The organism is Cellulosimicrobium sp. AB352 (genome assembly GCF_049538415.1).
GTDB lineage: Bacteria > Actinomycetota > Actinomycetes > Actinomycetales > Cellulomonadaceae > Cellulosimicrobium > Cellulosimicrobium funkei.
Genome location: NZ_JBMVFX010000015.1, coordinates 1 through 22,125, shown reverse-complemented (window position 1 = coordinate 22,125; position 22,125 = coordinate 1). Strand labels below are relative to the sequence as shown.

At 75.6% G+C, this 22,125-nt stretch carries 22 protein-coding genes; 9 read left to right on the top strand and 13 right to left on the bottom strand.

Annotated elements, in window-relative coordinates; all coding sequences use genetic code 11:
* Positions 1-94 precede the first annotated feature (94 nt).
* The 3 genes from ACPCUX_RS12065 (at position 95) to ACPCUX_RS12055 (ending at position 2,458) form a co-directional block, all read left to right on the top strand.
* Positions 95-1,339 carry a sensor histidine kinase gene (locus tag ACPCUX_RS12065; RefSeq protein ID WP_423388838.1) on the top strand — a complete coding sequence of 415 codons (1,245 nt, stop codon included), beginning with the start codon at positions 95-97 and terminating at the stop codon, positions 1,337-1,339.
* Positions 1,336-2,001, top strand: a complete 666-nt coding sequence (locus tag ACPCUX_RS12060) for a response regulator (protein WP_423388837.1) — start codon at positions 1,336-1,338, stop codon at positions 1,999-2,001. The genes ACPCUX_RS12065 and ACPCUX_RS12060 overlap by 4 nt, the downstream gene beginning before the upstream one ends.
* Before the next feature lie 151 nt (positions 2,002-2,152).
* On the top strand, positions 2,153-2,458 hold the full coding sequence (locus tag ACPCUX_RS12055) for an SHOCT domain-containing protein (protein WP_081599813.1): 306 nt from the start codon (positions 2,153-2,155) through the stop codon (positions 2,456-2,458).
* A gap of 83 nt (positions 2,459-2,541) precedes the next feature.
* Here the strand turns inward: ACPCUX_RS12055 and ACPCUX_RS12050 are convergent, their stop codons facing one another.
* Positions 2,542-4,062 (bottom strand): dicarboxylate/amino acid:cation symporter, encoded by a 1,521-nt coding sequence (locus ACPCUX_RS12050; RefSeq protein ID WP_085386824.1) that lies wholly within the window; start codon positions 4,060-4,062, stop codon positions 2,542-2,544.
* 445 nt (positions 4,063-4,507) lie between these two features.
* Positions 4,508-6,493: a penicillin-binding transpeptidase domain-containing protein gene (locus tag ACPCUX_RS12045; protein WP_423388836.1), complete on the bottom strand. Its 1,986-nt coding sequence runs from the start codon at positions 6,491-6,493 to the stop codon at positions 4,508-4,510.
* A 294-nt stretch (positions 6,494-6,787) separates the two neighbouring features.
* Here ACPCUX_RS12045 and ACPCUX_RS12040 point away from each other — a divergent pair, with 294 nt between their 5' ends.
* Genes ACPCUX_RS12040 through ACPCUX_RS12030 form a run of 3 tightly spaced genes read left to right on the top strand, consistent with a single transcriptional unit; the run spans position 6,788 to position 8,461 of the window.
* Complete coding sequence (locus tag ACPCUX_RS12040; protein WP_423388835.1) at positions 6,788-7,330, top strand: hypothetical protein; 543 nt, start codon at positions 6,788-6,790, stop codon at positions 7,328-7,330.
* A 34-nt stretch (positions 7,331-7,364) separates the two neighbouring features.
* The gene (locus tag ACPCUX_RS12035; protein ID WP_423388834.1) at positions 7,365-7,877 is read left to right on the top strand and encodes a signal peptidase I; all 513 of its coding nucleotides are present in this window, start codon (positions 7,365-7,367) and stop codon (positions 7,875-7,877) included.
* Positions 7,874-8,461 (top strand): hypothetical protein, encoded by a 588-nt coding sequence (locus ACPCUX_RS12030; RefSeq protein ID WP_423388833.1) that lies wholly within the window; start codon positions 7,874-7,876, stop codon positions 8,459-8,461. The genes ACPCUX_RS12035 and ACPCUX_RS12030 overlap by 4 nt, the downstream gene beginning before the upstream one ends.
* A 21-nt stretch (positions 8,462-8,482) precedes the next feature.
* On the opposite strand, the gene ACPCUX_RS12025 is transcribed toward ACPCUX_RS12030, so the two are convergent.
* The 7 genes from ACPCUX_RS12025 to ACPCUX_RS11995 all read right to left on the bottom strand — a co-directional run bounded on the left by ACPCUX_RS12025 (position 8,483) and on the right by ACPCUX_RS11995 (position 15,498).
* Positions 8,483-9,181: a hypothetical protein gene (locus ACPCUX_RS12025; RefSeq protein ID WP_423388832.1), complete on the bottom strand. Its 699-nt coding sequence runs from the start codon at positions 9,179-9,181 to the stop codon at positions 8,483-8,485.
* Positions 9,178-10,674: a WXG100 family type VII secretion target gene (locus ACPCUX_RS12020; RefSeq protein ID WP_423388831.1), complete on the bottom strand. Its 1,497-nt coding sequence runs from the start codon at positions 10,672-10,674 to the stop codon at positions 9,178-9,180. The genes ACPCUX_RS12025 and ACPCUX_RS12020 overlap by 4 nt, the downstream gene beginning before the upstream one ends.
* 150 nt (positions 10,675-10,824) lie before the next feature.
* Positions 10,825-11,115: a DUF1905 domain-containing protein gene (locus ACPCUX_RS12015; protein WP_211932379.1), complete on the bottom strand. Its 291-nt coding sequence runs from the start codon at positions 11,113-11,115 to the stop codon at positions 10,825-10,827.
* Between the two features lie 86 nt (positions 11,116-11,201).
* A complete protein-coding gene (locus ACPCUX_RS12010; RefSeq protein ID WP_423388830.1) occupies positions 11,202-12,404 on the bottom strand; it encodes a MalY/PatB family protein in 1,203 nt (400 codons plus the stop codon).
* 79 nt (positions 12,405-12,483) lie between these two features.
* Positions 12,484-13,317 carry a hypothetical protein gene (locus tag ACPCUX_RS12005; RefSeq protein ID WP_194521700.1) on the bottom strand — a complete coding sequence of 278 codons (834 nt, stop codon included), beginning with the start codon at positions 13,315-13,317 and terminating at the stop codon, positions 12,484-12,486.
* 187 nt (positions 13,318-13,504) lie between these two features.
* Complete coding sequence (locus ACPCUX_RS12000) at positions 13,505-14,239, bottom strand: DedA family protein (protein ID WP_423388829.1); 735 nt, start codon at positions 14,237-14,239, stop codon at positions 13,505-13,507.
* Positions 14,240-14,343: 104 nt separating this feature from the next.
* Positions 14,344-15,498, bottom strand: coding sequence for a serine hydrolase domain-containing protein (locus ACPCUX_RS11995; protein ID WP_423388828.1), 1,155 nt, complete (start codon positions 15,496-15,498; stop codon positions 14,344-14,346).
* 101 nt (positions 15,499-15,599) lie between these two features.
* Between ACPCUX_RS11995 and ACPCUX_RS11990 the strand changes: the two genes are divergently transcribed.
* Together ACPCUX_RS11990 and ACPCUX_RS11985 are read left to right on the top strand one after the other, a co-directional pair.
* Positions 15,600-16,619, top strand: coding sequence for an LLM class flavin-dependent oxidoreductase (locus ACPCUX_RS11990; protein WP_415297659.1), 1,020 nt, complete (start codon positions 15,600-15,602; stop codon positions 16,617-16,619).
* A gap of 49 nt (positions 16,620-16,668) precedes the next feature.
* Positions 16,669-16,896 (top strand): hypothetical protein, encoded by a 228-nt coding sequence (locus tag ACPCUX_RS11985; RefSeq protein WP_175008826.1) that lies wholly within the window; start codon positions 16,669-16,671, stop codon positions 16,894-16,896.
* A gap of 236 nt (positions 16,897-17,132) precedes the next feature.
* Here the strand turns inward: ACPCUX_RS11985 and ACPCUX_RS11980 are convergent, their stop codons facing one another.
* The 4 genes from ACPCUX_RS11980 to speD all read right to left on the bottom strand — a co-directional run bounded on the left by ACPCUX_RS11980 (position 17,133) and on the right by speD (position 20,155).
* Positions 17,133-18,749 (bottom strand): polyamine aminopropyltransferase, encoded by a 1,617-nt coding sequence (locus ACPCUX_RS11980; protein ID WP_423388827.1) that lies wholly within the window; start codon positions 18,747-18,749, stop codon positions 17,133-17,135.
* 2 nt (positions 18,750-18,751) lie between these two features.
* The gene (locus ACPCUX_RS11975) at positions 18,752-18,982 is read right to left on the bottom strand and encodes a DUF350 domain-containing protein (RefSeq protein ID WP_034656213.1); all 231 of its coding nucleotides are present in this window, start codon (positions 18,980-18,982) and stop codon (positions 18,752-18,754) included.
* 79 nt (positions 18,983-19,061) lie between these two features.
* Positions 19,062-19,817 carry a DUF4178 domain-containing protein gene (locus tag ACPCUX_RS11970; protein ID WP_423388826.1) on the bottom strand — a complete coding sequence of 252 codons (756 nt, stop codon included), beginning with the start codon at positions 19,815-19,817 and terminating at the stop codon, positions 19,062-19,064.
* Positions 19,814-20,155, bottom strand: coding sequence for an adenosylmethionine decarboxylase (speD, locus tag ACPCUX_RS11965; RefSeq protein ID WP_423388825.1), 342 nt, complete (start codon positions 20,153-20,155; stop codon positions 19,814-19,816). Before speD ends, ACPCUX_RS11970 begins: the two co-directional genes overlap by 4 nt.
* A gap of 202 nt (positions 20,156-20,357) precedes the next feature.
* On the opposite strand from speD, the gene ACPCUX_RS11960 reads away from it, so the two are divergent.
* Positions 20,358-22,112, top strand: coding sequence for a SpoIIE family protein phosphatase (locus ACPCUX_RS11960; RefSeq protein WP_423388824.1), 1,755 nt, complete (start codon positions 20,358-20,360; stop codon positions 22,110-22,112).
* The last annotated feature ends 13 nt before the right edge of the window (positions 22,113-22,125 follow it).

The window sequence follows — 22,125 nt, the reverse complement described above, 5'->3', positions numbered from 1 at the left end:
GCACCCCGGGCCATGCGGCCCGGCACCCCGGGACGACGTCGCCCGGCACCCCGGTCGGACGCGGCCCGGCCGCGCGCGGCGTAGCGTGCGACGCATGGGCCCGCTCGACCGCCGCCGCCCCCGGGCGTTCCTCGCCGTGGTGCTCGCGGTGGTCACGGTCGCCGGTTCGGTGGGCGCGACGCACGGCCAGCCCGGTGCCCGGCCGCTCGACGCGGCGGCGCTCGCGCTCCTCCTCGTGCCCCCGCTCGCCCTCGTGCTCCTCGTGCGGTGGCCGGTCGTCGCCGTCGTCGTGTCCGTGGGTGCCGCGGCCACGTTCCTCGTCGCCGGGTACGCGTGGGGCCCGGTGCTCGCCGGTCCCGTGGGCGTGCTCGTGGGGGTGCTGCTCAGCGGACCCGCGGTGCGCGCGCGCCGGGTCGCGTGGGGCGGGGCGGTGCTGCTGGCGGGCGCGGTGGTCGCGGCGGCGGCGCTGCGCCCGGACGCGCCGCCCCCGGCGACGCTGCTCGGCGGGACCGCGTGGACCGTCGTCGTGCTGCTCGTCGCCGGGACGGTCCGCGACCGGTCCGCGCGCCTCGCCGCGGCCCGCGAGGCGGAGCGCGCCGCGCGCGCCGAGCGGGAACGGACCGCCGTCGCCGACGAGCGCCTGCGGATCGCGCGCGAGGTCCACGACGTGCTCGCGCACTCGCTGTCCGCGATCACCGTCCAGGCAGGCGTCGGGCTGCACCTGCTCGACCGCGACCCCGAGCAGGCCCGCGGTGCGCTCACCGCGATCCGCGCCGCGAGCACCGAGGCGCTCGACGAGGTGCGCGCGGTGCTGGGCGTCGTGCGCGGCGACGCGGGCGACGACGGCGCGCCTCTCGCCCCGACGTGGGACCTCGCGGCGCTCCCCCGGCTCGTGCGGCAGGCGGAGGGCGGCGGCCTCGCGGTCGCGCTCGACGTCGACCCGGCCGCCGCGGGACTGCCCGACCGGCTCGCGGGCGTCGTCTACCGCGTGGTGCAGGAGTCGCTGACCAACGTGCGCCGGCACGCGCACGGTGCCACGCGGGCGGACGTGCGGGTCGCGGTGCGTCCCGCGCCGCACGGCACGGTGACCGTGACCGTGACCGACGACGGCGCGGCCCCGGGCGCGGAGCCGGAGCCGGGCTACGGCCTGCGGGGCATGCGCGAGCGCGTCGAGAGCGTCGGCGGCTCGCTCTCCGCCGGCCCGGCGCCGTCCCCCTCTGGACGTGGCTTCCGCGTGCGGGCAGTCTTTCCCTGGCCGGGCTCCCCGCCCGGACCGGGCACCGCCGGACGGTCCGACGCGGCCGACGACGCACCGCCGCAGCGCGAGGAGGCACCGTGATCGACGTCGTGCTGGCCGACGACCAGGCGCTCGTGCGCGGTGGCTTCCGCGCGCTCATCGACTCCGAGGACGACATGCGCGTCGTCGCCGAGGCCGCGACCGGCGACGACGCCGTCCGCCTCGCGCTCGAGCACCTGCCCGACGTCGTGCTCATGGACATCCGCATGCCCGGTCTCGACGGCCTGGAGGCGACGCGCCGGATCGTCGCGGACCGCGCGGCGTCGCACGTGCACGTCGTGGTCGTCACGACGTTCGAGCTCGACGAGTACGTGACCGACGCGATCCGCGGCGGCGCGAGCGGCTTCCTCGTCAAGGACACCGAGCCCGTCGACCTCGTCCGGGCTGTGCGCGTCGCCGCGCGCGGCGACGCGCTGCTCTCGCCCACCGTCACCCGGCGGCTGCTGTCGCGGGTCGCGGACGCGACGCGCGCCGTCAGGCCGGTGCGTGGTGTCGAGGAGCTCACGCCGCGCGAGCACGAGGTGCTCGTCGAGGTCGCGGGCGGGCTGTCGAACGACGAGATCGCCGGGTCGCTCTTCCTGTCGGAGTCGACCGTGAAGACCCACGTCTCGCGGGTCATGGCGAAGCTGGGTGCGCGGGACCGGGCGCAGCTCGTCGTCGCGGCGTACGAGTCGGGCGTCGTCCGTCCGGGCTGGGCGGGCTGAGCCTCCGACCGCCGCGGCGGTACCCGGGGACGAGCGAGGTCGGCACGCCCGGGTGACGACGCGGCGTCGGGCGGGCGCGAGCCTGGGGGTGCGGCCGGCGGACGGCCGCCCTCGCCGTGACCGGCGAGGCGCACCGACACCGGAGGTCGTCATGCTCACCGCACTCACCGGGGCGGCCGGCGCGCTCCCCACGGACGCCGTCGCGTCGTGGGGGCACGCCGGCTGGGGGCCCGGGCCGTGGTGGTTCGTGTTCCCCCTGCTGTGGTTCCTGCTCTTCGCGTCCGTGGTCTTCCTCGTCGCCCGCCGCGCCCGGCGCGGCGGGGGCCCGGGCGGGTGGCGCACGTCCGGCCCTGACCCGGTCGCGATCCTCGGCGAGCGCTACGCGCGCGGCGAGATCGACGAGCAGGAGTACCGCTCGCGCCTCGCCGTCCTCCGCGAGGGTCACCCCCACCCCTGACGCCGAGAACGACGTTGCTGCCGTCATCCCGCGGACAACGGCAGCAACGTCGTGCTCGACGGCGAGGAATCGCCTGTTCGGCGTCAGGCGGAGGCGCCCACGCGCTCCTTGGTGCCCGACGGCGCACCCTCCCCGGTCTCGGCCGGCGCCGGGGACTCCGTGGTCGCCTCGGACGACGCGTCGTCGTCCTCGTCCACGAAGAGGTCCTCGGCCGTGGCGGCCTCGTACTGCTCGAGGTCGAGGATGCCCTCGCGCTTCGCCACGATCGTGGGCACGAGCGCCTGGCCCGCGACGTTCACCGCGGTGCGGCCCATGTCGAGGATCGGGTCGATCGCGAGCAGCAGGCCCACGCCCGCGAGCGGCAGGCCCACGGTCGAGAGCGTGAGGGTCAGCATGACGATCGCGCCGGTGAGGCCCGCGGTCGCGGCGGAGCCGACGACGGACACGAACGCGATGAGCAGGTAGTCGGTGATCGACAGGTCGATGCCGAAGATCTGCGCGACGAAGATCGCCGAGATGGCCGGGTAGATCGAGGCGCAACCATCCATCTTCGTGGTGGCGGCCAGCGGCACGGCGAACGACGCGTACTCGCTCGGCACGCCGAGGTTGCGCTCGGTGACGCGCTGCGTCACGGGCAGCGTGCCGATCGAGGAGCGCGAGACGAACGCGAGCTGGATCGCGGGCCACGCGCCGCGGAAGTAGCTCGAGATCTTCAGGCCGTTGGTGCGCAGCAGGATCGGGTAGACGACGAACAGCACGACCGCGAGGCCGACGTAGATCGCGACGGCGAACCACGCGAGCGACGCGAGCGACGTCCAGCCGTACGCCGCGATGGCGTAGCCGATGAGGCCGGCGGTGCCGATCGGCGCGAGGCGGATGATCCACCACAGCACCTTCTGCACGATCGCGAGCGCGGAGCGGTTGAACGCGAGGAACGGGTCCGCCTTCTTGCCCGACTTGAGCGCCGCGATGCCGATGACGAGCGCGACGACGAGGATCTGCAGGACGTTGAAGTTCACCGACGTCTCGGCGGCACCCGTGAGCGCACCGTCGTCACCGGTCGTCAGGCGGGTCGACGCCCCGAGGCCCAGCACGTTGCCCGGGATGAGGCCGGTGAGGAAGTCGAGCCACGTGCCGGTGCGGCCGGCCTCGTAGGCGTCGTCGACGGACACCGAGGCGTTCTGGCCGGGGTTGAACAGCAGGCCCAGGCCGATGCCCACGGCCACGGAGATCGCGGCGGTGATGGCGAACCACAGCAGCGTCTGACCGGCGAGGCGCGCGGCGTTGGTGACGGTCCGCAGGTTCGCGATCGACGCGACGATCGCGGTGAAGATCAGCGGCGGCACGACCGCCTTGAGCAGCGTGACGAACGACGAGCCGATCGTGTCGAGCGTCGTGGTGAGGCCGTTGGGGACCTCGCCGGCGGCGTCCTGCGGGCCCATGGCGAGGGCGAGGGCACCGAGCCCGACGCCGACCGCGAGGCCGAGCAGGATCTGCACGCTGAACGAGGGGAACCGGCGCTTCTTCTTCGCGGGCGCGGAGGCCGGAGCCTGCTTCGCCTGCGGGTCGGCCTGCGGGGAGGCCGTCGAGGGGGTCGAGGACACGGAGGACCTTTCGGGGTGACGCGGGCGCACGAGCGCCCGCTCTCGGGAGAGGGGCTCGGGACGTCGTCGCGGGGCGCCGGCAGCAGCGCGGCCCGGGCAGGGACGCAGGCACGGAGGTGGCCTGCGGCCTGACGGGGGGCGCGCCACGCGCGTCAGCGGCTCAGGTCGCGAGGCGACCCGGGGTCCTGACGGGTGTGCGGAGGCGGGGAGGCGTCAGCGGCGACGGGGGGTCAGCGACACAGCGCGCTGGCGACTCGACGGAGGTCGACGTCGCGGCGCTGGGTGAGCTGCCAGGCAGGCACGCTGACGAACACGGAGGTTCTCCCGGAACGGTGGGTTCTCGCTGGACGCGGGCATACGGACGCCCGCGGCAACCGATCATACCCGCTCGTGGACAACCGTCCGGCGGCCGGAACTATTCCGGCCGCCGGGGAGCGGCCGGGCGTCAGGCGTTCGGCGCGTCGAGGAACGCGTGCATGAGCGGCCCCGCCGTGACGGCGCCGCCCTCGCCCGTCTCGACGAACACGGCGACCGCGAGGTCGCCCTGCGTCGCGATCATCCACGCGTGGGACTGGCTGCCGTCGCCGTACTGCGCCGTGCCCGTCTTCGCCCCGGGCTCGCCCGGGAGGTCCTGGAGGATCGACGCCGAGCCGTCCGTGACGACGCCGCGCATCAGCTCGCGCAGCGTCGCCGCCTCCTGCTCGGTGAGGGTCGAGGCGGGCTGCTCCTCGGCGACGGTCTGCACGTCCGGGTGGACGAGGACCGGCGCCACCGTGCGCCCGGCGGCGACGCTCGCGGCGACCGTCGCCATCGCGAGGGGCGACGCCTGGACCTTGCCCTGCCCGATCATCGACGCGGCGTGCTCGGTGCCCTGCGAGTCCGTCGGGACGTCGCCGAAGAACGCGGGCGCGCCGAGCTCGGACTCGACGCCCAGCCCGAGCGAGGCGGCGGCGTCGTGCAGCGCCTGCTGCGACACGGCCTCCCGCTGCCCGATCATCGCCGTGTTGCACGAGTTCGCGAACGCCGTGCGCAGCGGCACGTCGCCGAGCGCCGCCGTCGGGTAGCCGGGCACGTTCTGGAACTCGCGGCCCTCGACGGTCAGCGTGGGCGGGCACGAGACGGTCGTGTCCGGGGTGAGGCCCGCGCGCAGCATCGCGAGCGTCGTCGCGACCTTGAACGTCGAGCCCGGCGCGTACTGGCCCGTCGTGGCGGTCGAGAGACCCTCGCCCGCGGTCGAGCTCGCCGCCGCGAGGACGGAGCCCGTCGAGGGCTGGATCGCGACGATCGCGCTCGGCCCCTGCCCGGCGAGCAGCGCCTCGGCGGCGACCTGCATGTCCGGGCGCAGCGTCGTGCTCAGCGGCACGCCGTCCACCGGCTCGACCGAGAACACCTCCGTCGGCTCCGCGTCCGCGTCCGCCTCGCCCGGCACGACCTCGATCGACAGGCCCGGCACGCCGCGGAGCTGCTCGTCGTACTGCCGCTGGAGACCGGAGATGCCGACCTGGTCGCCCGCGGCGACCGCGCCCTCCGACTCCTCGACGATCTCCGCCGTCGCCTCGCCCACGCGCCCGAGCAGGGGACGCGCGAACTCGCGCGTCGGGGCGAGGGGGATCGCGTCGTCGATGACCGCGACGCCCTCGATGCCGCGCGCAGCGTCGACGTCGACGCCCGCGGTGTCCTCCGCGCGGACGGTGATGGCCTCGACGAACGCCTTCTCCCCGGCGCCCGCGACGCGCTGCGCGTACTCCTCCGGGTCCAGCCCGACGACGCCCGCGAGCGCCCGCGCCGCGCCGTCCCACTGGGCGGAGCCCACGCGCGTCTTGTCGACGCCGATCCGGTAGACGGGACGGTCCTCGACGATGGGGACGCCGTCGGCGCCGAGGATGCCCGCACGGACCGCCGGCACGCGGCTCACCGCGAGCCGGCCGCCCTGGCCGAGCTCGGGGACGAGCACGTCGGGCTCCCACACGACGTCCCAGGCGCCCGGGCCGTCCTCGCCCTCGCCCGGCTCCGCGAACGTGAGCTCCGCCGTGGTGGTGTACTCCCAGGCCTGGTCGCCCGCGACCTCCCAGCGGTAGGCGAGGGTCGCCGTCGCGCGGTCGCCCGCGTCGTCGCCCTCCTCGTCGACGTCCACCGACTCCACCTCGACCGTGCGCTCGTAGGGCGCGAGCGGCTCGAGCACCGCCTCCAGGTGGCCCTGGACGTCCTTCGCGGCGCCGTTGCGGAACTCCAGCCCGCTCACGTCGCCGGCCTGGAGGGCGTCGGCGAGCGCGTTCGCGGCGTCGGACGCCTCCGGGCGGTCGGGCGTGCACGCCGCGAGGGGCAGGGCGAGGACGGGGACGAGCGCCGCGGCCGTCGTCCAGCGGGCGGTCCTCCCGCGCCACCGGCCGTGCGTGCCGGATCGACCGTGGCCGTGCGCGACGCTGCTCACTCGTGCTCCCCTGCTCCGTACCGTTCGGGACGAGACGGACGCTACCCGACGGCACCGACGCCCCGGCACCGACGGCCGGACCGGACCGGTTCGTCCGCCGCTTCTTCACCTCCCGCTCCTCCTCCCTCGTCCAGCGGAGCCGTGACGCGCTCCCCTTTCCCCGCACGGCCGCCCGGTGTCCGCGCAGGTGGGCGGGGGTGCGCGCGGGTGCGCGCCGCGATCCCTGGCCGATCCTGCGCTTTTCCTGAGGAACCGGTGCGCCAGCGTTGAGGAGGACTCCGTACTTTTCGAGTCATGACTCTCCACACCCCCGAGACGACCCCCGCCCCGCGCCGCGACAAGCGCCGCGCCTTCGCCGCCTTCGGGCTGGCGGCACTCGCCGTCGGCGGCATCGGGGCGGCGCTCACCAGCGCCGCCTGGACCGACAACGCGTTCTTCACGGCGCCCGCGACGGCCGCGACCTTCGACCTCCAGGGGTCGCTGGACGGGACCACCTGGAAGGACTCGTCCGACCCCGAGGCGATCGAGCTCGTCGTGCCGTCGGACGCGCTCGCGAACCTCCTGCCCGGCCAGACGCGCACGATCGACCTGTGGGTGCGCAACGAGAGCTCGGTGAAGGCCGCGCTCACGTCCAGCGTCCGCTTCGCCTCGGGCTCGACCTTCACGACGAACCCCTCCGCCTCCGTCTCCGGCCTCGCCACGACGCTCGACGCCGCCGGCGGCACGTCCAGCGACCAGTTCCGGCTCACCGTCACGGCACCGAGCGACTGGGCGCCGACGAACCAGGGCGCCACCGGGACGCTCGTCGTCACGGTCTCCGCCACCGCGACGGCCTGACCCGACGCCGCACGCAGGAGGAGGAGAACCACCGATGCAGGTACTGCGGCGCGGGGCCGTCCTCGTCCTGTGGGTCCTCGCCGCCTTCGGGCTGCTGTGCGGGGCGGTGTGGGGCGCGACCGCGGCCGGTCTCATCAAGCCCCTCGTCGTGATCTCCGGCTCGATGGAGCCGGGGATCATGACGGGCGACCTCCTGGTCGCCCGGCCCGTCCCGGCGGCCGACCTGGCCGTCGGCGACGTGGTGAGCCTGCCCAGCGAGCTGACCGGCGACCTGGTGACCCATCGCGTCGAGGCCGTCGAGCAGACGGGCGACGACCGCTACACGGTCAGCATGAAGGGCGACAACAACGCCTACGCGGACGCCCTGGACTACACCGCCTCGGGCGACGTGTGGAAGCCCGCGGTCCAGCTCGCCGGCTGGGGCACCGCGATCGTGCGCCTGACGACCCCCGCCGTGGCGGTCCCCCTCCTCGTCGGCCTGCTCGGCCTGCTCGGCCTCACCCTGCTCGTCCCGCCCGCACCGCGCCGCGTGCCGGTCCGCCGGTGACCGGCGCCCGGACCGGCCGGCGGGCCGGCGCGACGGCCGGTCAGCCGGCCGGTCAGAAGGCCGGGCGCCGCACGCTGAGCCTGCTCCTGGCGGTCCTGACGCTCGTGACGGCGTCGTGGTGGGGCGTCGCGCACGCGGCCGTCGAGCCCACGACGGCCGCGTGGACGGACCAGGCCCGGGCCGCCGCGCCCGTCTCCGCCGGCCGGTGGCAGACGACGACGGCCGGCACGTGCGTCGCGCGCGGCGAGGGACGCACCGTCCTCTCCGGCTGCACGGTCCGTTCGATCTCGTTCGAGACCTGGGGCGAGCCGGGGAGCCAGGTCCGCAACTACTACGTGGCCTTCACCGTGCCCGCGGGCACGCTGTCGGTGTCCTTCGACGTCGACCTCCGGGCCGCGACCGGCCAGGAGACCTCGTGGCGGTGGAGCGGCGCACACGTCGTCGCCGGGGGCCAGTTCACCCCGCAGCAGGGCTGGACCTGCGCGGACCTGCCGCGCGTGCGCGGGGAGGGCGCCGACTGGCAGAACCCGATCTACTTCCAGGTCGCCGAGCAGGGCGGCGGGGGCGCGTCGGCCTGCCCGTGACGGGCGCCGTCGTGGCGCGCGTCAGTCCGGCGTGACCGGGCTGATCACGTACCAGAGCCGCACCGACGCGTCGCCCCCCGGCCCGGGCTCGTGGCTGATCTGCACGGACGTCTCGACGTCGCCGTTCGACCCGTTGATGCCCGTGCGGGCCCGCGTCCCGCCCGAGCGCGACGCGTCGAGCGACGCGGGCAGCTCGTCGAGCCACCGGTCGACCTGCGACCGCGGGAAGCCCAGCACCTGCGCGTCGGCCACGAGCTGGTCGTGCACGGCCTGGCCGCCGGAGAGCGTGCGGAACACGTTGATCGCGCTCACGTACCCGCGCCGGGGCTGGATCGTCAGCTCCTCGGCCGTCGTGGTCCAGGTGCCGTCGGGGAGCGTCAGCTCGACCTCGGCCGCGCCGTCCGGCACCTGCACGACGGCCATCGACTCGCCCAGCCCGACGGACTCCGCGGTGATCGGCCTGCTCACGTCCCAGCGCACGGTCTCGCCCCTCTCGATGTCGTCGATCGTCGTCGTGCCAGCCTCGCCCCCGCCGCCCGACGCCGTCGGGCCGCCCGGGGCGGTCGTCCCGCCCGGTCCGGTGGCCGCGTCGTCCGGGTCGCCGAACGTCACGGTGCACCCCGCCAGCACGAGAGACCCGGCGAGCGCGCCCGCGAGCAGGACCGCGGCGACGCCGGCCCTCGGCGCCGTCCCGTGCGCGCGACGGAACCCCCGGCTCACTGGTCCACGTCCACGTCCCACTCGGTCAGTCTGTCAAGGATGCGCCCGATGCGGGCGGGGTTCGTGAGCCGGTAGTCGGCGATCCGGTCGGACACGTCGGTGCCGATGATCTGCGCCGCCTGGTCCGGGTGCTGCGTGACGAGCTGCTGGTAGGCGGGCAGCGTGTCGTTCGCGATGTACTCCCAGCGCGTCGCCTGGTCGGCGATGTTGCCGCCCGGGAGCGGGGTCTCGACCGTCACGGTCCCCTGCACGGGGTTGTCGAAGGAGATGCCCGTGAACGGGATGCCGATGTTCTCGGGGCCGGGCGTCTCGACGCTCACCGTGAAGGGGTCGTGCTGCGCGTACGTGCCCGCGTCGGGGATCGACGGCTCGCCGACGAGCGTCATGAGGTACGTGAACGCCTCGCCCGTGACCGGGTGGTCGCGCATGGTCTGCCAGTCGTCGGCGATGATCTGGTTCTGCTCGCGCCACAGCAGCGCGGTGTTGCCGTCCGCGAGCGCCTGCGCGTCGCCCGCCCGCCCTGCGTCGACGTCCGCCCACGCCTGGTACGCGGCGCCGTCGATGACGCCGGCCTCGAGCAGCCGCTCCATCTCCTCCAGACCACCGTTCAGGTACGCCTCGTGCATGACGGCCTGGTCCACGAAGATCTCGCGCTGCATCGACAGGAACTGGTTCTCGTAGAAGCCGAGCTCGGCGTCCGACATCGTCGCGATGGCCTCGAGCGCCGCCCGGTCGACGCCGGGCGGCAGCGCCCGGGCGCCGCTCGCGACGCCCTGCGCGAGCTGCCGCATCATGTCGAGGTCGAAGAACCCGGCGGCGAACGACGGCCCGATCATCGCGGCCATGCCGGCCCACTGCATCCACGGGTTGTCCAGGTAGAGCTCGCCGTAGTACGTGTAGACGCTCTCGATGATCTCGCGGTTGGCCGACGCCCCCGCGGACGGGTCCCAGTCGGCGAAGTCGAACCCCGCCTCGCCCGCGGCGACGCGCGTCCAGTGCGTGACGGCGAGCTCCGCGAACCCCGGGGAGTCGGGGTCGACGCCGAGGCGCACCATCTGGTCGTAGAGCGCCGCGACCTGCGCGTCCGACGCGTTCTCGAGCCACGCGGCGCGCTCGCCCGCGTCCATCGCGGCGTACTCGCCCGGCGTCGGCGTGGGGACGGTCTGCTGCGGCCCGCCCGGGCCGGACGTGGGTGCGCCGCCCGGGCCCGCGAGGGCGCCGCCGTCGGCGCTCGCGGACTCCTGCTGGTCGGCGTCCGTGGCGAGGCGGTCGGCGGCGGCGTCGAGGAGGTTCGCGGTGCCGGTGAGCGAGGGCCCGAGCGTGCTGGCCCACTCGCTGCGGAACTGCGCGGCGTCGGGCCCGTCCCACCGGGTCGCGGCCTCGACGACGGCCGCCACCTGCGCGCGGTGGGTCCGCAGCGCGTCGGCGCCGGAGCGCAGGCCGGACGCGAGCGCGCGCAGCGCACGGACGTCGGCGCCCCACATCCCGCTCATGCCGTCCCCTCCCGCCCCTGCGCGTCCCCTCACGCGCACGCGTCGACGCCTTCGTCCTCGACGGTCGCACGCCGACGGTACGCGGCCGGGTCGGCGGCCGCGATGGGGACAACTGCCCATGCCCGGACACGGCGGGCGCGCCGGCGCGCCTCAGCTCAGGCGGCGCTCCAGCCGTACCACCACCGAGTCACCGACGTCCTTGCCGAGGCGCTTGCGCACGCCCGCGTTGAGCGACAGCATCAGCCCGCCCGACCCGGTCGGCATGAGCCCCACGTTGCGCAGCGCGACGTCGTCGACGGTCGCGTCCACGCGGACCGCGCGCAGCGACCCGAAGAGCTCGCGCGCCCCGGGCACCTCCACGCAGGGCCACGTGTCGCCCTTGACGTCGACGCCGACGGGCGCGGTGAACGTGTGGTCGAGGAGGACGGGCTCGAACGGCATCGGGTGCTCCGGTGGGTCGTGCGGTCGTGGTCGGGGGGTCTGACCGGCCGAGGGCCGAGAACTCGTCGGTCGTGGTCGAGCGACGTTCAGACGCCCCGCACCGACGCGCCCATGCGCTCGACCGCCTCGGTGAGCACGTCGACGCCCGTCGCGAGGTTGAGGCGCACGTGCCCCTGCCCGCCGGGGCCGAACCGGCGCCCGTCCTCCAGCGCGACGCGCGCGCGGTCGAGGAACCACGACCGGGGGTCCGCACCCGCCGGGCCGGGCAGCCCGCGCGCGTCGAGCCACGCGAGGTACGTCGCCTCGCCGGGCCGGTAGCGCACCGCGGGCAGGTGCTCCGCGAGCAGGTCGGCGAGGAGCCACGCGTTGCGCTCGACGCCCGCGAGGACGTCGTCGAGCCACGCCTCGCCGTGGTCGAGCGCCGCGACGTGCGCGAGCACGGACACGTGCTGGACGCCGTGGCTCGCCTCCTCGGGGATGCGCCGCAGGTCGTCGGCGGCGTCCGGGCCGGCGACGGCCGCCGCCGCCTTGAGGCCCGGCAGGTTCCACGCCTTCGACGCGGAGACGATCGCGACGGCGGAGCCCGCCCCGGGCACGGTGAGGAGCGGCGTGTGGGTCGTCGCGGGGCGCCCGTCGAGCCCGGGCCGCGTGAGGGGCGCGTGGATCTCGTCCGCCACGACGCGCACCCCGTACCGCGCGGCGAGCGCCAGGCCGGCCGCCAGCTCCGCGCGCGTGTGCGCGGTCCCCGTCGGGTTGTGCGGGTTGCACACGAGCCAGACGGCGCGGCGCCCGCTCCCCGGGCCGTCACCGTTCGCGGCGGCACCGGTCGCGTCGGCGAACGCCCGCTCCAGGCTGTCGATGTCGAGTCGCCCGTCGGTGCCCAGCGGCGCGTCGACGACGCGGCGCCCCTCGTTCGCGGTGAAGCCGTAGAACGGCGGGTACACGGGCGGGTTGACGACGACCGCGTCGCCCGGGGACGTGAGGACGCGCAGCACCTCGACGATCGCGACCATGACGTCGGGCAGCGTGCGCGACGTCGCCGCGTCGAGCGTCCAGCCCCAGCGGCGCCGGGCGAAGCGCGCGTACGCCTCGCCGTACGCGGTGCCGACGTCGTACCCGGTGTCGCCCGAGCGCAGGGCGGCCGTCACGGCGTCGACGACGGCGTCGCACGGCGCGACGTCCATCTCGGCGACGAACAGCGGCAGCACGTCGGGCGCGAAGGTGCGCCACTTGACCGACGTCCGACGGCGCAGCTCGTCGAGCGTGAGGACGTCCAACGGTGTGCGCATCGTGCCCCTCCTCGGTGCGGGCCGAGCGTCTGCCCGGCACCGGTCGGCGGGCCTGCCCCGGTCGGCCGACCGGCCCACCCTAGGCGGGCTCGGGCTCCGTCGCCGCGGGCGCGCCCTCCTCGGCCGCGGCGTTCGCCGGGCTCGTCGCGAGCACGACGCACCCCCCGACGGCGGCCAGCGTCGCCACGACGGCGGGCGCCGCCCAGCCCGACCGCACGACGTCGCCGAGCACGGCGAGGCCGACGATCCCCGGGGCGAGCACCTCGATCACGGAGACCGTCGCGGCGACCGTCCCCACGGCACCCCGCTCCAGGGCGCGCAGGTAGGCGAGCGCGCCCGCGACGCCGCCGAGCACGATCGCGAGGGCGAGCGGCTGGAGCACGGTGTCGAGCAGGTCGCCGGACGCGTGCGCGCCGCGCGCCGCCACGGCGGCGACCGAGTAGCCGAGGCCGCCCAGGACGGCGAGCAGCACGGGGTGCCCGCGCCGGTACGCGGCGGCGGTGCCGACCGCCACGACCACCCCGGCGACGTTGACCCAGGTCGTGAACCCGGCCGGCGGGTGCGTCGCGGGCTGCTCCCCCGCCGCGAGCGCCAGCACCACGAGGCCCGCGACGACGACGCCGATCGACACGACGTCCGTGCGGCGCAGCGTCGCGCCGAGCACGAGGCGGGCGAGCAGCACGACGGCGACGAGCGACGCCGCGACGACGGCCTGCACCACGAACAGCGGCAGGTGGTCCAGGGCGAGGAGGGAGAGGAGCCAGCCGACGCCGTCGACCACGAGCCCGCCGACGACGAGCGGCTGGGCCACCGCCGCGAGGCCGTGGGCCCGGCGGGTCGCGACGGCCTGCATGATCGTGCTCACCGCGTACAGGAGGCTCGCGGCCACGGCGGCGAGCAGCGAGAGGATCACGACGCGACCCCGAGGCCGTCGCCCGCGGCGGGCGCGACGCGGGCCGCGCGCACGAGCACGCTGGGCCGTTCGGTCGGGGCGGGCACGTTCCGATCATCCGCCACCGCGGCGCGCACCGCGCGGGCGGGCCTACGGCTCCGGACGTCCGGGCGAGGCGGTCAGGCGCCGTCGCGCGTGGTCGCGGTGGTCAGGCCTCGTCGCGCGCGGGCGCCGCGTCCCGACGGCCGCGCGCGTGGGCGGGGCGCTCGTCGTCGTGCACCCAGCGCCAGACGCGCGTCACGACGAACCACACGACCGCCGCCGCGACGACCGCGATGACGACCTTCTGCAGGACGCCCGCGTACTCCTCGACGACGTGCCACTGCTCGCCGAGCGCGTACCCGGCGTAGACGAAGATCGTGTTCCACACGGCGCTGCCGGCGGTGGTGAGCGCGGTGAACTTCCACAGGGGCATGCGCTCGACCCCGGCGGGGATCGAGATGAGGCTGCGGAAGATGGGGATGAAGCGGCCGAAGAAGACCGTCGCGCTGCCGTGCCGGAGGAAGAACTGCTCGGTGCGGTCGACGTCCTCGACCTTGACGAGCGGGAGGCGCTCCGCGATCCACCGCGTGCGCTCGCGCCCGACGATCGCCCCGACCGCGTAGAGCGCGAGGGCGCCGACGACGGACCCCGCCGTCGTCCACAGGATCGCCTCGACGAGACCGAAGCCCCCCTGGCTCGCCGTGAAGCCCGCGAGCGGCAGGATGATCTCGCTCGGCAGCGGCGGGAACAGGTTCTCGAGCGCGATGGCGATCGCGGCCCCGACCGGGCCCAGCGTCTCCATGAGGTTGACCGCCCAGCCGGCGACGCCGTCGAGAGCGGGCTCCGCCGTCGTGGCGGCGGGCACGGCGGCCGTCAGGGCGGCGGAGAGTCCGGAGGGCATGGGACACGAGCCTAGGCGAGCGGTCGGTGGCGCGAACGCCGATGCGGCCGGAAGGGTGTGGAGGTCTCGTGCGGAGGCGCGGGACGTGCAGGGGACCGGCCCGCTCAGCCGCGGACGAGCTCGTCGAGGCGGCGGATCGGGTCCCAGGCGCCCGCCTCGCTGTTCGACAGCACGACGACCGTCACGCCCGGCGCCCCGGCCGGCGGGAGCGCGTCCGGGTCGTCCGCAGGGCCCACCGGGTCCGGGTAGTGGCGCAGGATCGCGCTCGCGCCCGTGTTGATGCCGTCCTTGTACGCCGAGCGCACCGACCCGTCCGCGAGCAGCTCGAGCTCGAGCCCGAAGCCGTAGTGCACGCTCGGTGCGGGCTCGGCTCCGTCCGTCGTCCCCGTCCCGCCCTCGTGGTGCAGCACCTGCGGGGTGAGGAACGCGCGCGTGAGGTCGGGCGGCAGGAGCTCGCCGTCGCGCACCGCCGCCCAGAACCGGGCGAGGTCGCGCGCCGTGACGTGCGCGCCGCCGTCGGGCGAGCCGACGGGCGGGTAGGAGTAGACGTTCTGCCGCCATCCGGTGACGGGGCCGTCGTCGTCCGGGCCCTCGTGCACGGGCTCCCAGCCCTCCGCGACGTCGGGCTCGGCCTCGTCCATGCGGAAGAACCCGGAGCGGTCCATGCCCGCGCGCGCGAGCACGTGCTCGCGGACGTACTCCCGGTAGGTGCTCCCGGTGACCGCCTCCAGCGCGAGGCCCGCGAGGACGTAGCCGACGTTGCAGTACCGGCACCCCTCGCCGGGCGCGAAGTTCGGCTCCTTGTGGACGAACCCGGGCAGGAAGTCCGCCGTCCGCGTCACGGAGTAGCTGGGACGGTCCGCCCACAGCTCCTCGTACGACTCCCCCGCCTCCTCGTCGGCGTCGTCCGCGATGCCCGACGTGTGAGTCAGCAGGTGCCGGATCGTCACCTCGCGCGGGATCGTCGTGCCCGCGAGGTCAACGTGGTCGTGGACGCGGTCGTCGAGCCCGAGACGGCCGTCGCCCACGAGCTGGAGCACCGCGACGGCGGTGAACAGCTTGGTGACGGACGCGACGTCGAACCGCGTGCTCGCGCGGACCGGGACGCCCCAGCGGCGCGACGCGACGCCGTAGGCGCGCTCGAGGAGCACCTCGCCGTGGCGTTCGACCCGCACGACGCCGGAGAAGTCGTCGGCGTCCGCGGCGGAGCGCAGGTGCGTGTCGAGGGCGGCGAGAGCGGCGTCGTCGAGCGCGGTCATGGCCCGACCGTAGGCGGGCCGGGGCGCTCCCGGCCAGGACTTTTGTCCCGGAGAGCCGCACGTCGTCACGGGTGGGAGCGCTATCACGGTACGGTCGCCGCATGGCGACCTCGACGACGACCCCAGCGCTCGGCGTGATCCTCCCGCGCGAGCTCCCCGCCGACCTCATCGTGCCGTTCGCGCGCCGCGCGGAGGAGGTCGGCCTCGACGAGCTGTGGGTCGTCGAGGACCTCACCTTCCACGGCGGGATCGCGCAGGCCGCGACGGTCCTCGCCGCGACCCAGCGCCTCACCGTCGGCATCGGGATCCTGCCCGCCGCCACGCGTGCGCCGTCGACCACCGCGATGGAGGCCGGCACGCTGGCCGCCCTGCACCCCGGCCGCCTGCACCTCGGGCTCGGGCACGGCATGCCGGGGTGGATGCGGCAGATCGGCGTGTGGCCCGCGAGCCCGCTCGCGATGCTCGAGGAGACCACCGCGACCGTGCGCGCGCTGCTGCACGGCGAGCGCGTCAGCGTCGCGGGCCGCTACGTGTCCGTCGACGACGTCGCCCTCCACGCCCCGCCCGCCTCGCCGCCGCCCGTGCTCGCGGGCGTGCGCGGCCCGCGGTCGCTCGAGGTCTCCGGCCGCGTCGCGGACGGGACCATCCTCGACATGCCCGTGACCACCGAGTACCTCGCCGTCGCGCGCGCCGCGATCGACGCCGGGCGCGCGAGCGCCGGCGACGCGGCCCCGCCCGCGCACCGGGTCGTCGCCTTCTCCGTCGGCGCCGTGCACGACGACGTCGCGACCGCCCGCGCGATCGTCCGGCCCTACCTCGCGGTGCTCGGCGAGGCCGACTGGTCCGCCCAGATCGACCCGCTGCCCTTCGCCGACGACTTCCGCGCCCTGCGCGACGCGAGCGCCACCCCCGACGACTTCGCCGCCGCGATGCCCGACGCGTGGGTCGACGCGCTCGCCGTCGTCGGGGCGCCCGAGACCTTCCGCGCGCGGCTCGCCGAGCTCGGCGCGGGCGGGGTGTCGAGCGTCGTCCTCGTCGCCACGACGGCCGACCCCGCCCGGCCGGACGACCCGTTCAGCGCGCTCGACGCGCTCGCGGCGGTGACCCGCCCCGCCGCCTGACGGGAACCGTCGACCTGCGAGACCGCGCCGGAGAGCCGACCATGGGCAGGTGAGCGAGCACGCACCCACCTACACCGAGACGTGGCCCCTGCTGAGCCCGGGAGACCGCCGTCGGCTCGAGGAGCTCGACGACCTCGAGACCGACATCCTCCGCCAGCTCTCCGAGGCGTTCGCCGACGAGGTGGACGCCCCCACGCTCGGCGAGCTCCAGGTCGAGCGGCTGCGGGTCTACCGCGACGCGCAGGCCCGCGCGCAGCGGCAGCGGACACGCGCCTGACCGCCCCGTGAGCGCCCCGGGGCCGCGCGCGCCCGCGGCCTCGTCCTGCACGGCGTCCAGGCCCACGCGACCGCCGTCCGCCTGCTGCGCGGCCACGGTCGCACGGCCCTCGCCGCCGGCGAGGCGCACCGTCGACAACCACGTCGACCGGAACTTCCGGAGGCTGGGCATCACGTCGCGCGACCAGCTCCCCTCCGTGCTCTGACGACCGACGTCGTCCCGCCGGCGCCGCCGCATCAGTAGCGCCAGGCGCGCATGTCCTCCTGGTACGTGCGCTGGACCGTCGGGGACAGCAGGGTCGACGGCGGCAGGTCCCGCGGCGGGTTGTCGGCCGGGAGGCGCGTGGTCGCCGCGAGGGACGCGGCGTCGTGGAAGCGCAGCCCGTCCGGGAGGGGCGTGCGCGCGAAGGGGCCGGGCACGACGTCGGCCGGTCCGCCCGGGAGCGAGAGCGCGAAGCCCCACTCCCCGAAGGAGGGGACGTTGACGGTCAGCGGCACGACGGTGCGCCCGGGCGCCGCGGCGCGGACCGTCGAGACCACCTGCCAGAACGCGTCGGGCGTGAAGTACGACGACGTCGCCTGCGTCGCGAACGCGCCGCCGGGCCGCAGGTGCGCGGCGACCATGCCGTAGAACTCCTGCGAGTAGAGCTTGGCGACGCGCTCGGAGGAGGGGTCGACGAGGTCGACGAGCACGACGTCGAACGTCTGCGCCGTGTCCTCGACCCAGCGGAACGCGTCGGCGTTGACGACCGTGACACGCGGGTCGTCGAGCGCGTGGTCGTTCACGGCGGTGAGGAGCCGGTTCTCGCGGGCGAGATCCGTGACGGCGGGGTCGAGGTCGACGAGCGTGACCTCCTGGACCGAGCCGTAGCGCAGGACCTCGCGCGCGAGGAGACCGTCGCCCCCGCCGAGGATCGCGACGGACGCGGGCGCCGCGACGGACGTCATCGCCGCGTGCGCGAGCGTCTCGTGGTACCGCGCCTCGTCGACGGAGGAGAACTGCAGCTGGTTGTCGAGGTAGAGGCGCGTGTCGCCCCGGTACTCCGTGACGACGACCTGCTGGTAGGCGCTGCGCTCCTGCGCGACGACCGGGTCCTGGTACATCCCCGCGCTGATGCGCGCCTCGAGCCACGACGACGCCGCGAACCCGGCGAGGAGCACGACGAGCGTGACGCCCGCGAGCACCGACCACCGCGGCGGGTGGCCCATGCGCGCGAGCATGAACCCCGCGACGGCGACGTTGAGCACCGCGACCGCGAACGCCGTGCGCACGAGGCCGAGGTACGGGAGCAGCAGGAACGGGAACAGCAGGGAGGCGGCGAGCGCCCCGAAGTAGTCGAGCGCGAGCACCTTCGACAGCAGGGAGACGGATCCCTCGCTCCCCCGTTCCTTGAGCACCGCGACGAGGAGCGGGATCTCGACGCCGATCGCCGTCCCGATCGCGAGCGACAGCACGACGAACACGACCCACGCGAGCTCGGTGGCGGCGTACGCCCAGAACAGCGCGAGCACCGACGTCCCGCCGAGGAGCGAGAGCACGAGCTCGTTGCGCACGAAGCTCAGCCCCGCGGTGCGCTGCAGGCGCGGCGCGAGGAGCGAGCCGAGGCCCATGCCGAACAGCGTCAGCCCGGTCGCGACGGAGAACGCGACGACCGAGTCGCCGAACAGGTACGACGCCGCGGTCCCGAGGATGAGCTCGTAGACGAGCCCGCCCACGGCCACGAGGAGCGCGGCGGCGAACACCGTCGGCCGGTCGAGGTGGCGCGCTCCCGACCGCCCGGCGGACGGGCCGGGGTCCGCCGCCACGTCGCCCCCGGGCGGGCCTCCGGGCGGGACCTCCTGCTGGTCGAGCACGGTCAGGAGCTGATCGTCCCCGCGATGATGAGGCCGATCGCCACCGCGAGGCCCGCGATCATCACGCCGAACGCGACGTTGTGCTCGTCGACGAGCTCGCGGTGCAGGTTGAGCCGGAACACCTTGTTCGCGACCACGAGCGTGACGAGCAGCAGGACGATGCCGAGCACCGAGTAGAGGACGGTCGAGAAGAAGGACCAGAGGAACGCCAGCGGGGCGGCGGCAGAGATCACGGGGTCTCCCGGGTTCGGGTCGTGGGACGGGCGGACGGGTGCAGGGGTTCGGGGGCGGGACGACCGGGCGCGGGGCGGGTCACTTGCCGAGCCCTCCGCCGCCCCCGCCGTAGACGGTGCGCCGCACGCACGTGCCGTCGTCGGTCGTGCCGACCTGGCCGGTGGTGGGCGACGTCGTGACGACGGAGCGGGGCGTGCACGACGCGCTGCCCGAGGCGGCGCGAGCCGCGCACGACCCGAGACCGAGCAGCACGACCGCCGCGACCGCGAAGGCGACGAACCGCCCGCCGGGGACCGTGCGCGGCGCGACGCGGCGGCCGAACAGGAGCTGCTGCTCGGCGCTGTCGAGACGGCGCCCGTGGTAGACGGACGTGACGGGGCCGAGCGGTCCGGTCGTGCGCTCGATCGACACGATCGCCCCGTGGGCCGAGAGGTCGACGTACTCGACCTCCTGCCCGACGGCGAACGGCTCGGCGAACTGCCCCTCGACGTGCTCGACGCGCCCCGTCCCGTGCTCGCGCACCGTGAGCGTGTGCTGCCGCCCCTCGAGAGTCAGCCCGAGGGTCCGGCCGGTCCGCAGGCCCGAGAGGTCGACGACGGGCGGCCACGGCTCCGTCGGTCGCAGGAGCGTCACGTCGCGCGTGTCGTGGTCGTACTCGACCCAGACGTCGGAGCCGTCGTGGGCGAGGAGCTGCCACTCCTCCCACGTGAACGTGGAGCCGCCGTGCACGGTCGAGAGCACGGCGACGGCGCGCGGCGTCGCGCGCTGCGGCGGGGCGCCCACGAGGTCCTCGCCGACGCGCATCGCGAGCCGCGGGCGGGGCGTCCGGCTCACGCGAGGCTCCGCACGGCGACCTCGGTGGCGCCGAGCTCCTCGGCGAGGAGCGCGCGCACGTCGTCCGTGAACGCGGCCGACGCCGGGGCGCGGCACGTCGTGAGGGTCACGTAGGCGGTGCCGTCCTCAGGCCAGGTGTGCACGGCGAGGTGCGACTCCGCGAGCAGCAGCACGACGCTCGTGCCCTGCGGCTCGAAGCGGTGGGACACCTCGCCGAGCGGCGTCATCCCGGCCTCGCGGACGATCGCGTCGAGGCAGCGGCGGACGGTCGGCTCGTCGTCGAGCAGCGCCGGGTCCGCGCCCGTCACGTCGAACACGTGGACGAGGTTGCGCTGCACGTCCACACCCCTGTCGATGTCGGTCCTGTCGGCCGGCGCGGGCGAGCGCCCGCGGTCCGGTGGCCGCCGTCGGGCCGCGCACACCCTAGCCGACCTGCGGCGTCGGCCGACGGGCGGACCCGCCGCGCGAGACCGGCCGCCCGCCCGCACGGGCGGACGCCGTCCAGGGAGCGGGCGACGGCCGTTCGCCTACGATGCGCGGATGGATGCCGAGTGGTTCGTCGACGCCACGGCGCAGTGCGCCGTGGGTCGGCAGGCGCGCGAGGTCGCGTGGGAGCGGACACCGCTGGGCCCGCCCGACGAGTGGCCCGAGGCGCTGCGCCACGCCGTCCGCCTGTGCTTCTCGACGCGCTTCCCCGTCATGCTCGTCTGGGGGCCGGACCTCACGCTGATCTACAACGACGGCTACGAGGAGATGCTCGGCACGGCCAAGCACGCCGGCGCGCTCGGCGCCCCGGCGGCGGAGGTGTGGGCGGAGATCTGGGACGAGGTCGGGCCGCTGTTCGACGAGGTCCTGCGCACCGGGCGTGCGTCGTCGGACCGGGACCTGCACCTCGTGATGAACCGCTCCGGCTACGACGAGGAGACGTTCTTCACCTTCTCCTACAGCCCGCTGCGGGACGACGACGGCCGTATCGCGGGCGTGCTCGACATCTCGACGGAGACGACCCTGGCGGTCGTCAACCAACGCCGCCTCGCGATGCTCGGGGAGCTCCAGGGCGCGCTCCCGACGACGTTCACCGACCTGGCGACGTTCGGCCGCCCCGTGCTCGACGTCCTCGCCGGGAGCCCCGACGTCGCGCGCGCCGCGTTCTACGACGTGCGCGGCGCGCGCCCCCGCGTGGTCGGGTCGGTCGGCCCGGAGGCGGAGCCGGCGGAGACCCGCCTCGTCGAGCGCGTGTTCCGGACCCGCCAGCGCATCGTCTCGCAGGGTCTCGTCGTCAAGCCGCTGCGCGACGCGGTGCGCGGCGGCGTGGCCGGGATCCTCGTGCTCCGGGCGAGCCCCCTGCGCCCCTGGGACCGCGACTACGCGCGGTACCTCGCCGGCCTGGCCGCGACGGTCGGGGCCGCGCTGCGCGACGCCGTCCGCCTGCGCACCACGATGGACGCGCTGCGGCTGCGGGTCGAGCGCTCGGAGGAGCAGACGGCGCAGATGCGCGAGGTCGCGCTCGCGCTCCAGCAGGCGGTGCTCACCGAGCCGCCCGACCCCGACCACCTCCAGGTCGCGGTGCACTACCAGCCCGCCGCGCTCGACCGCGACATCGGCGGCGACTGGTACGACGGGTTCGTGACGCCCGACGGCGCGACGACCCTCGTGGTGGGCGACGTCGTCGGCCACGACCTCGCGGCGGCGGTGATGATGGGGCAGCTGCGCGGGCTGGTGCGGGCGATCGGCTACGACAGCGGCGCGTCGCCCGCACGCGTCCTCGAGCGCGTCGACGCGGCCGTGCAGGGGCTCGCGCTCGGGAGCGGCGCGATCGCGACGGTGATCCTCGCGCGCATCGAGCAGAGCCCCGAGCAGCGTCGCCGTGAGGCGCGGACGGTGCGGTGGTCGAGCGCGGGGCACCTGCCGCCGATGCTCGTGCGCGCGGACGGCCGCGTCGACACGCTCACGCGGCGCAACGACCTGCCGCTCGGCCTCTCGTCGGGCACCGTGCGGACCGAGCACACGGTCGAGCTCTACCCGGACGACACGCTCGTGCTGTACACCGACGGGCTGGTGGAGCGTCGCGGCCACAACCTGCGCGACGACCTGGCCGACCTCGCCCGCGCGCTGGAGGGCACGCACCGCGGGCCCCTCGAGGAGGTCGTCGAGGCGGCGCTCACGCGGATGCTGCCGGGGCCGGGCGAGGACGACGTCGCGCTCGTCGTGCTCCGGACCGGCCCGCAGGACGTCCCCGTCACCGACCACGCCGACGCCGACGCGTCGACCGAGCACCGCGCAGCCGTCGTCTGACCCGGCAACCACG

Coding starts and splice junctions, on each gene's coding strand:
- ACPCUX_RS12010 (WP_423388830.1), bottom strand. CDS start 12,404: ATGCGCACACCGTTGGACGTCCTCACGCTCGACGAGCTGCGCCGTCGG.
- ACPCUX_RS12020 (WP_423388831.1), bottom strand. CDS start 10,674: ATGAGCGGGATGTGGGGCGCCGACGTCCGTGCGCTGCGCGCGCTCGCG.
- ACPCUX_RS12065 (WP_423388838.1), top strand. CDS start 95: ATGGGCCCGCTCGACCGCCGCCGCCCCCGGGCGTTCCTCGCCGTGGTG.
- ACPCUX_RS12015 (WP_211932379.1), bottom strand. CDS start 11,115: ATGCCGTTCGAGCCCGTCCTCCTCGACCACACGTTCACCGCGCCCGTC.
- ACPCUX_RS11990 (WP_415297659.1), top strand. CDS start 15,600: ATGGCGACCTCGACGACGACCCCAGCGCTCGGCGTGATCCTCCCGCGC.
- ACPCUX_RS12040 (WP_423388835.1), top strand. CDS start 6,788: ATGACTCTCCACACCCCCGAGACGACCCCCGCCCCGCGCCGCGACAAG.
- ACPCUX_RS12000 (WP_423388829.1), bottom strand. CDS start 14,239: ATGCCCTCCGGACTCTCCGCCGCCCTGACGGCCGCCGTGCCCGCCGCC.
- ACPCUX_RS12035 (WP_423388834.1), top strand. CDS start 7,365: ATGCAGGTACTGCGGCGCGGGGCCGTCCTCGTCCTGTGGGTCCTCGCC.
- ACPCUX_RS12055 (WP_081599813.1), top strand. CDS start 2,153: ATGCTCACCGCACTCACCGGGGCGGCCGGCGCGCTCCCCACGGACGCC.
- ACPCUX_RS11995 (WP_423388828.1), bottom strand. CDS start 15,498: ATGACCGCGCTCGACGACGCCGCTCTCGCCGCCCTCGACACGCACCTG.
- ACPCUX_RS11960 (WP_423388824.1), top strand. CDS start 20,358: ATGGATGCCGAGTGGTTCGTCGACGCCACGGCGCAGTGCGCCGTGGGT.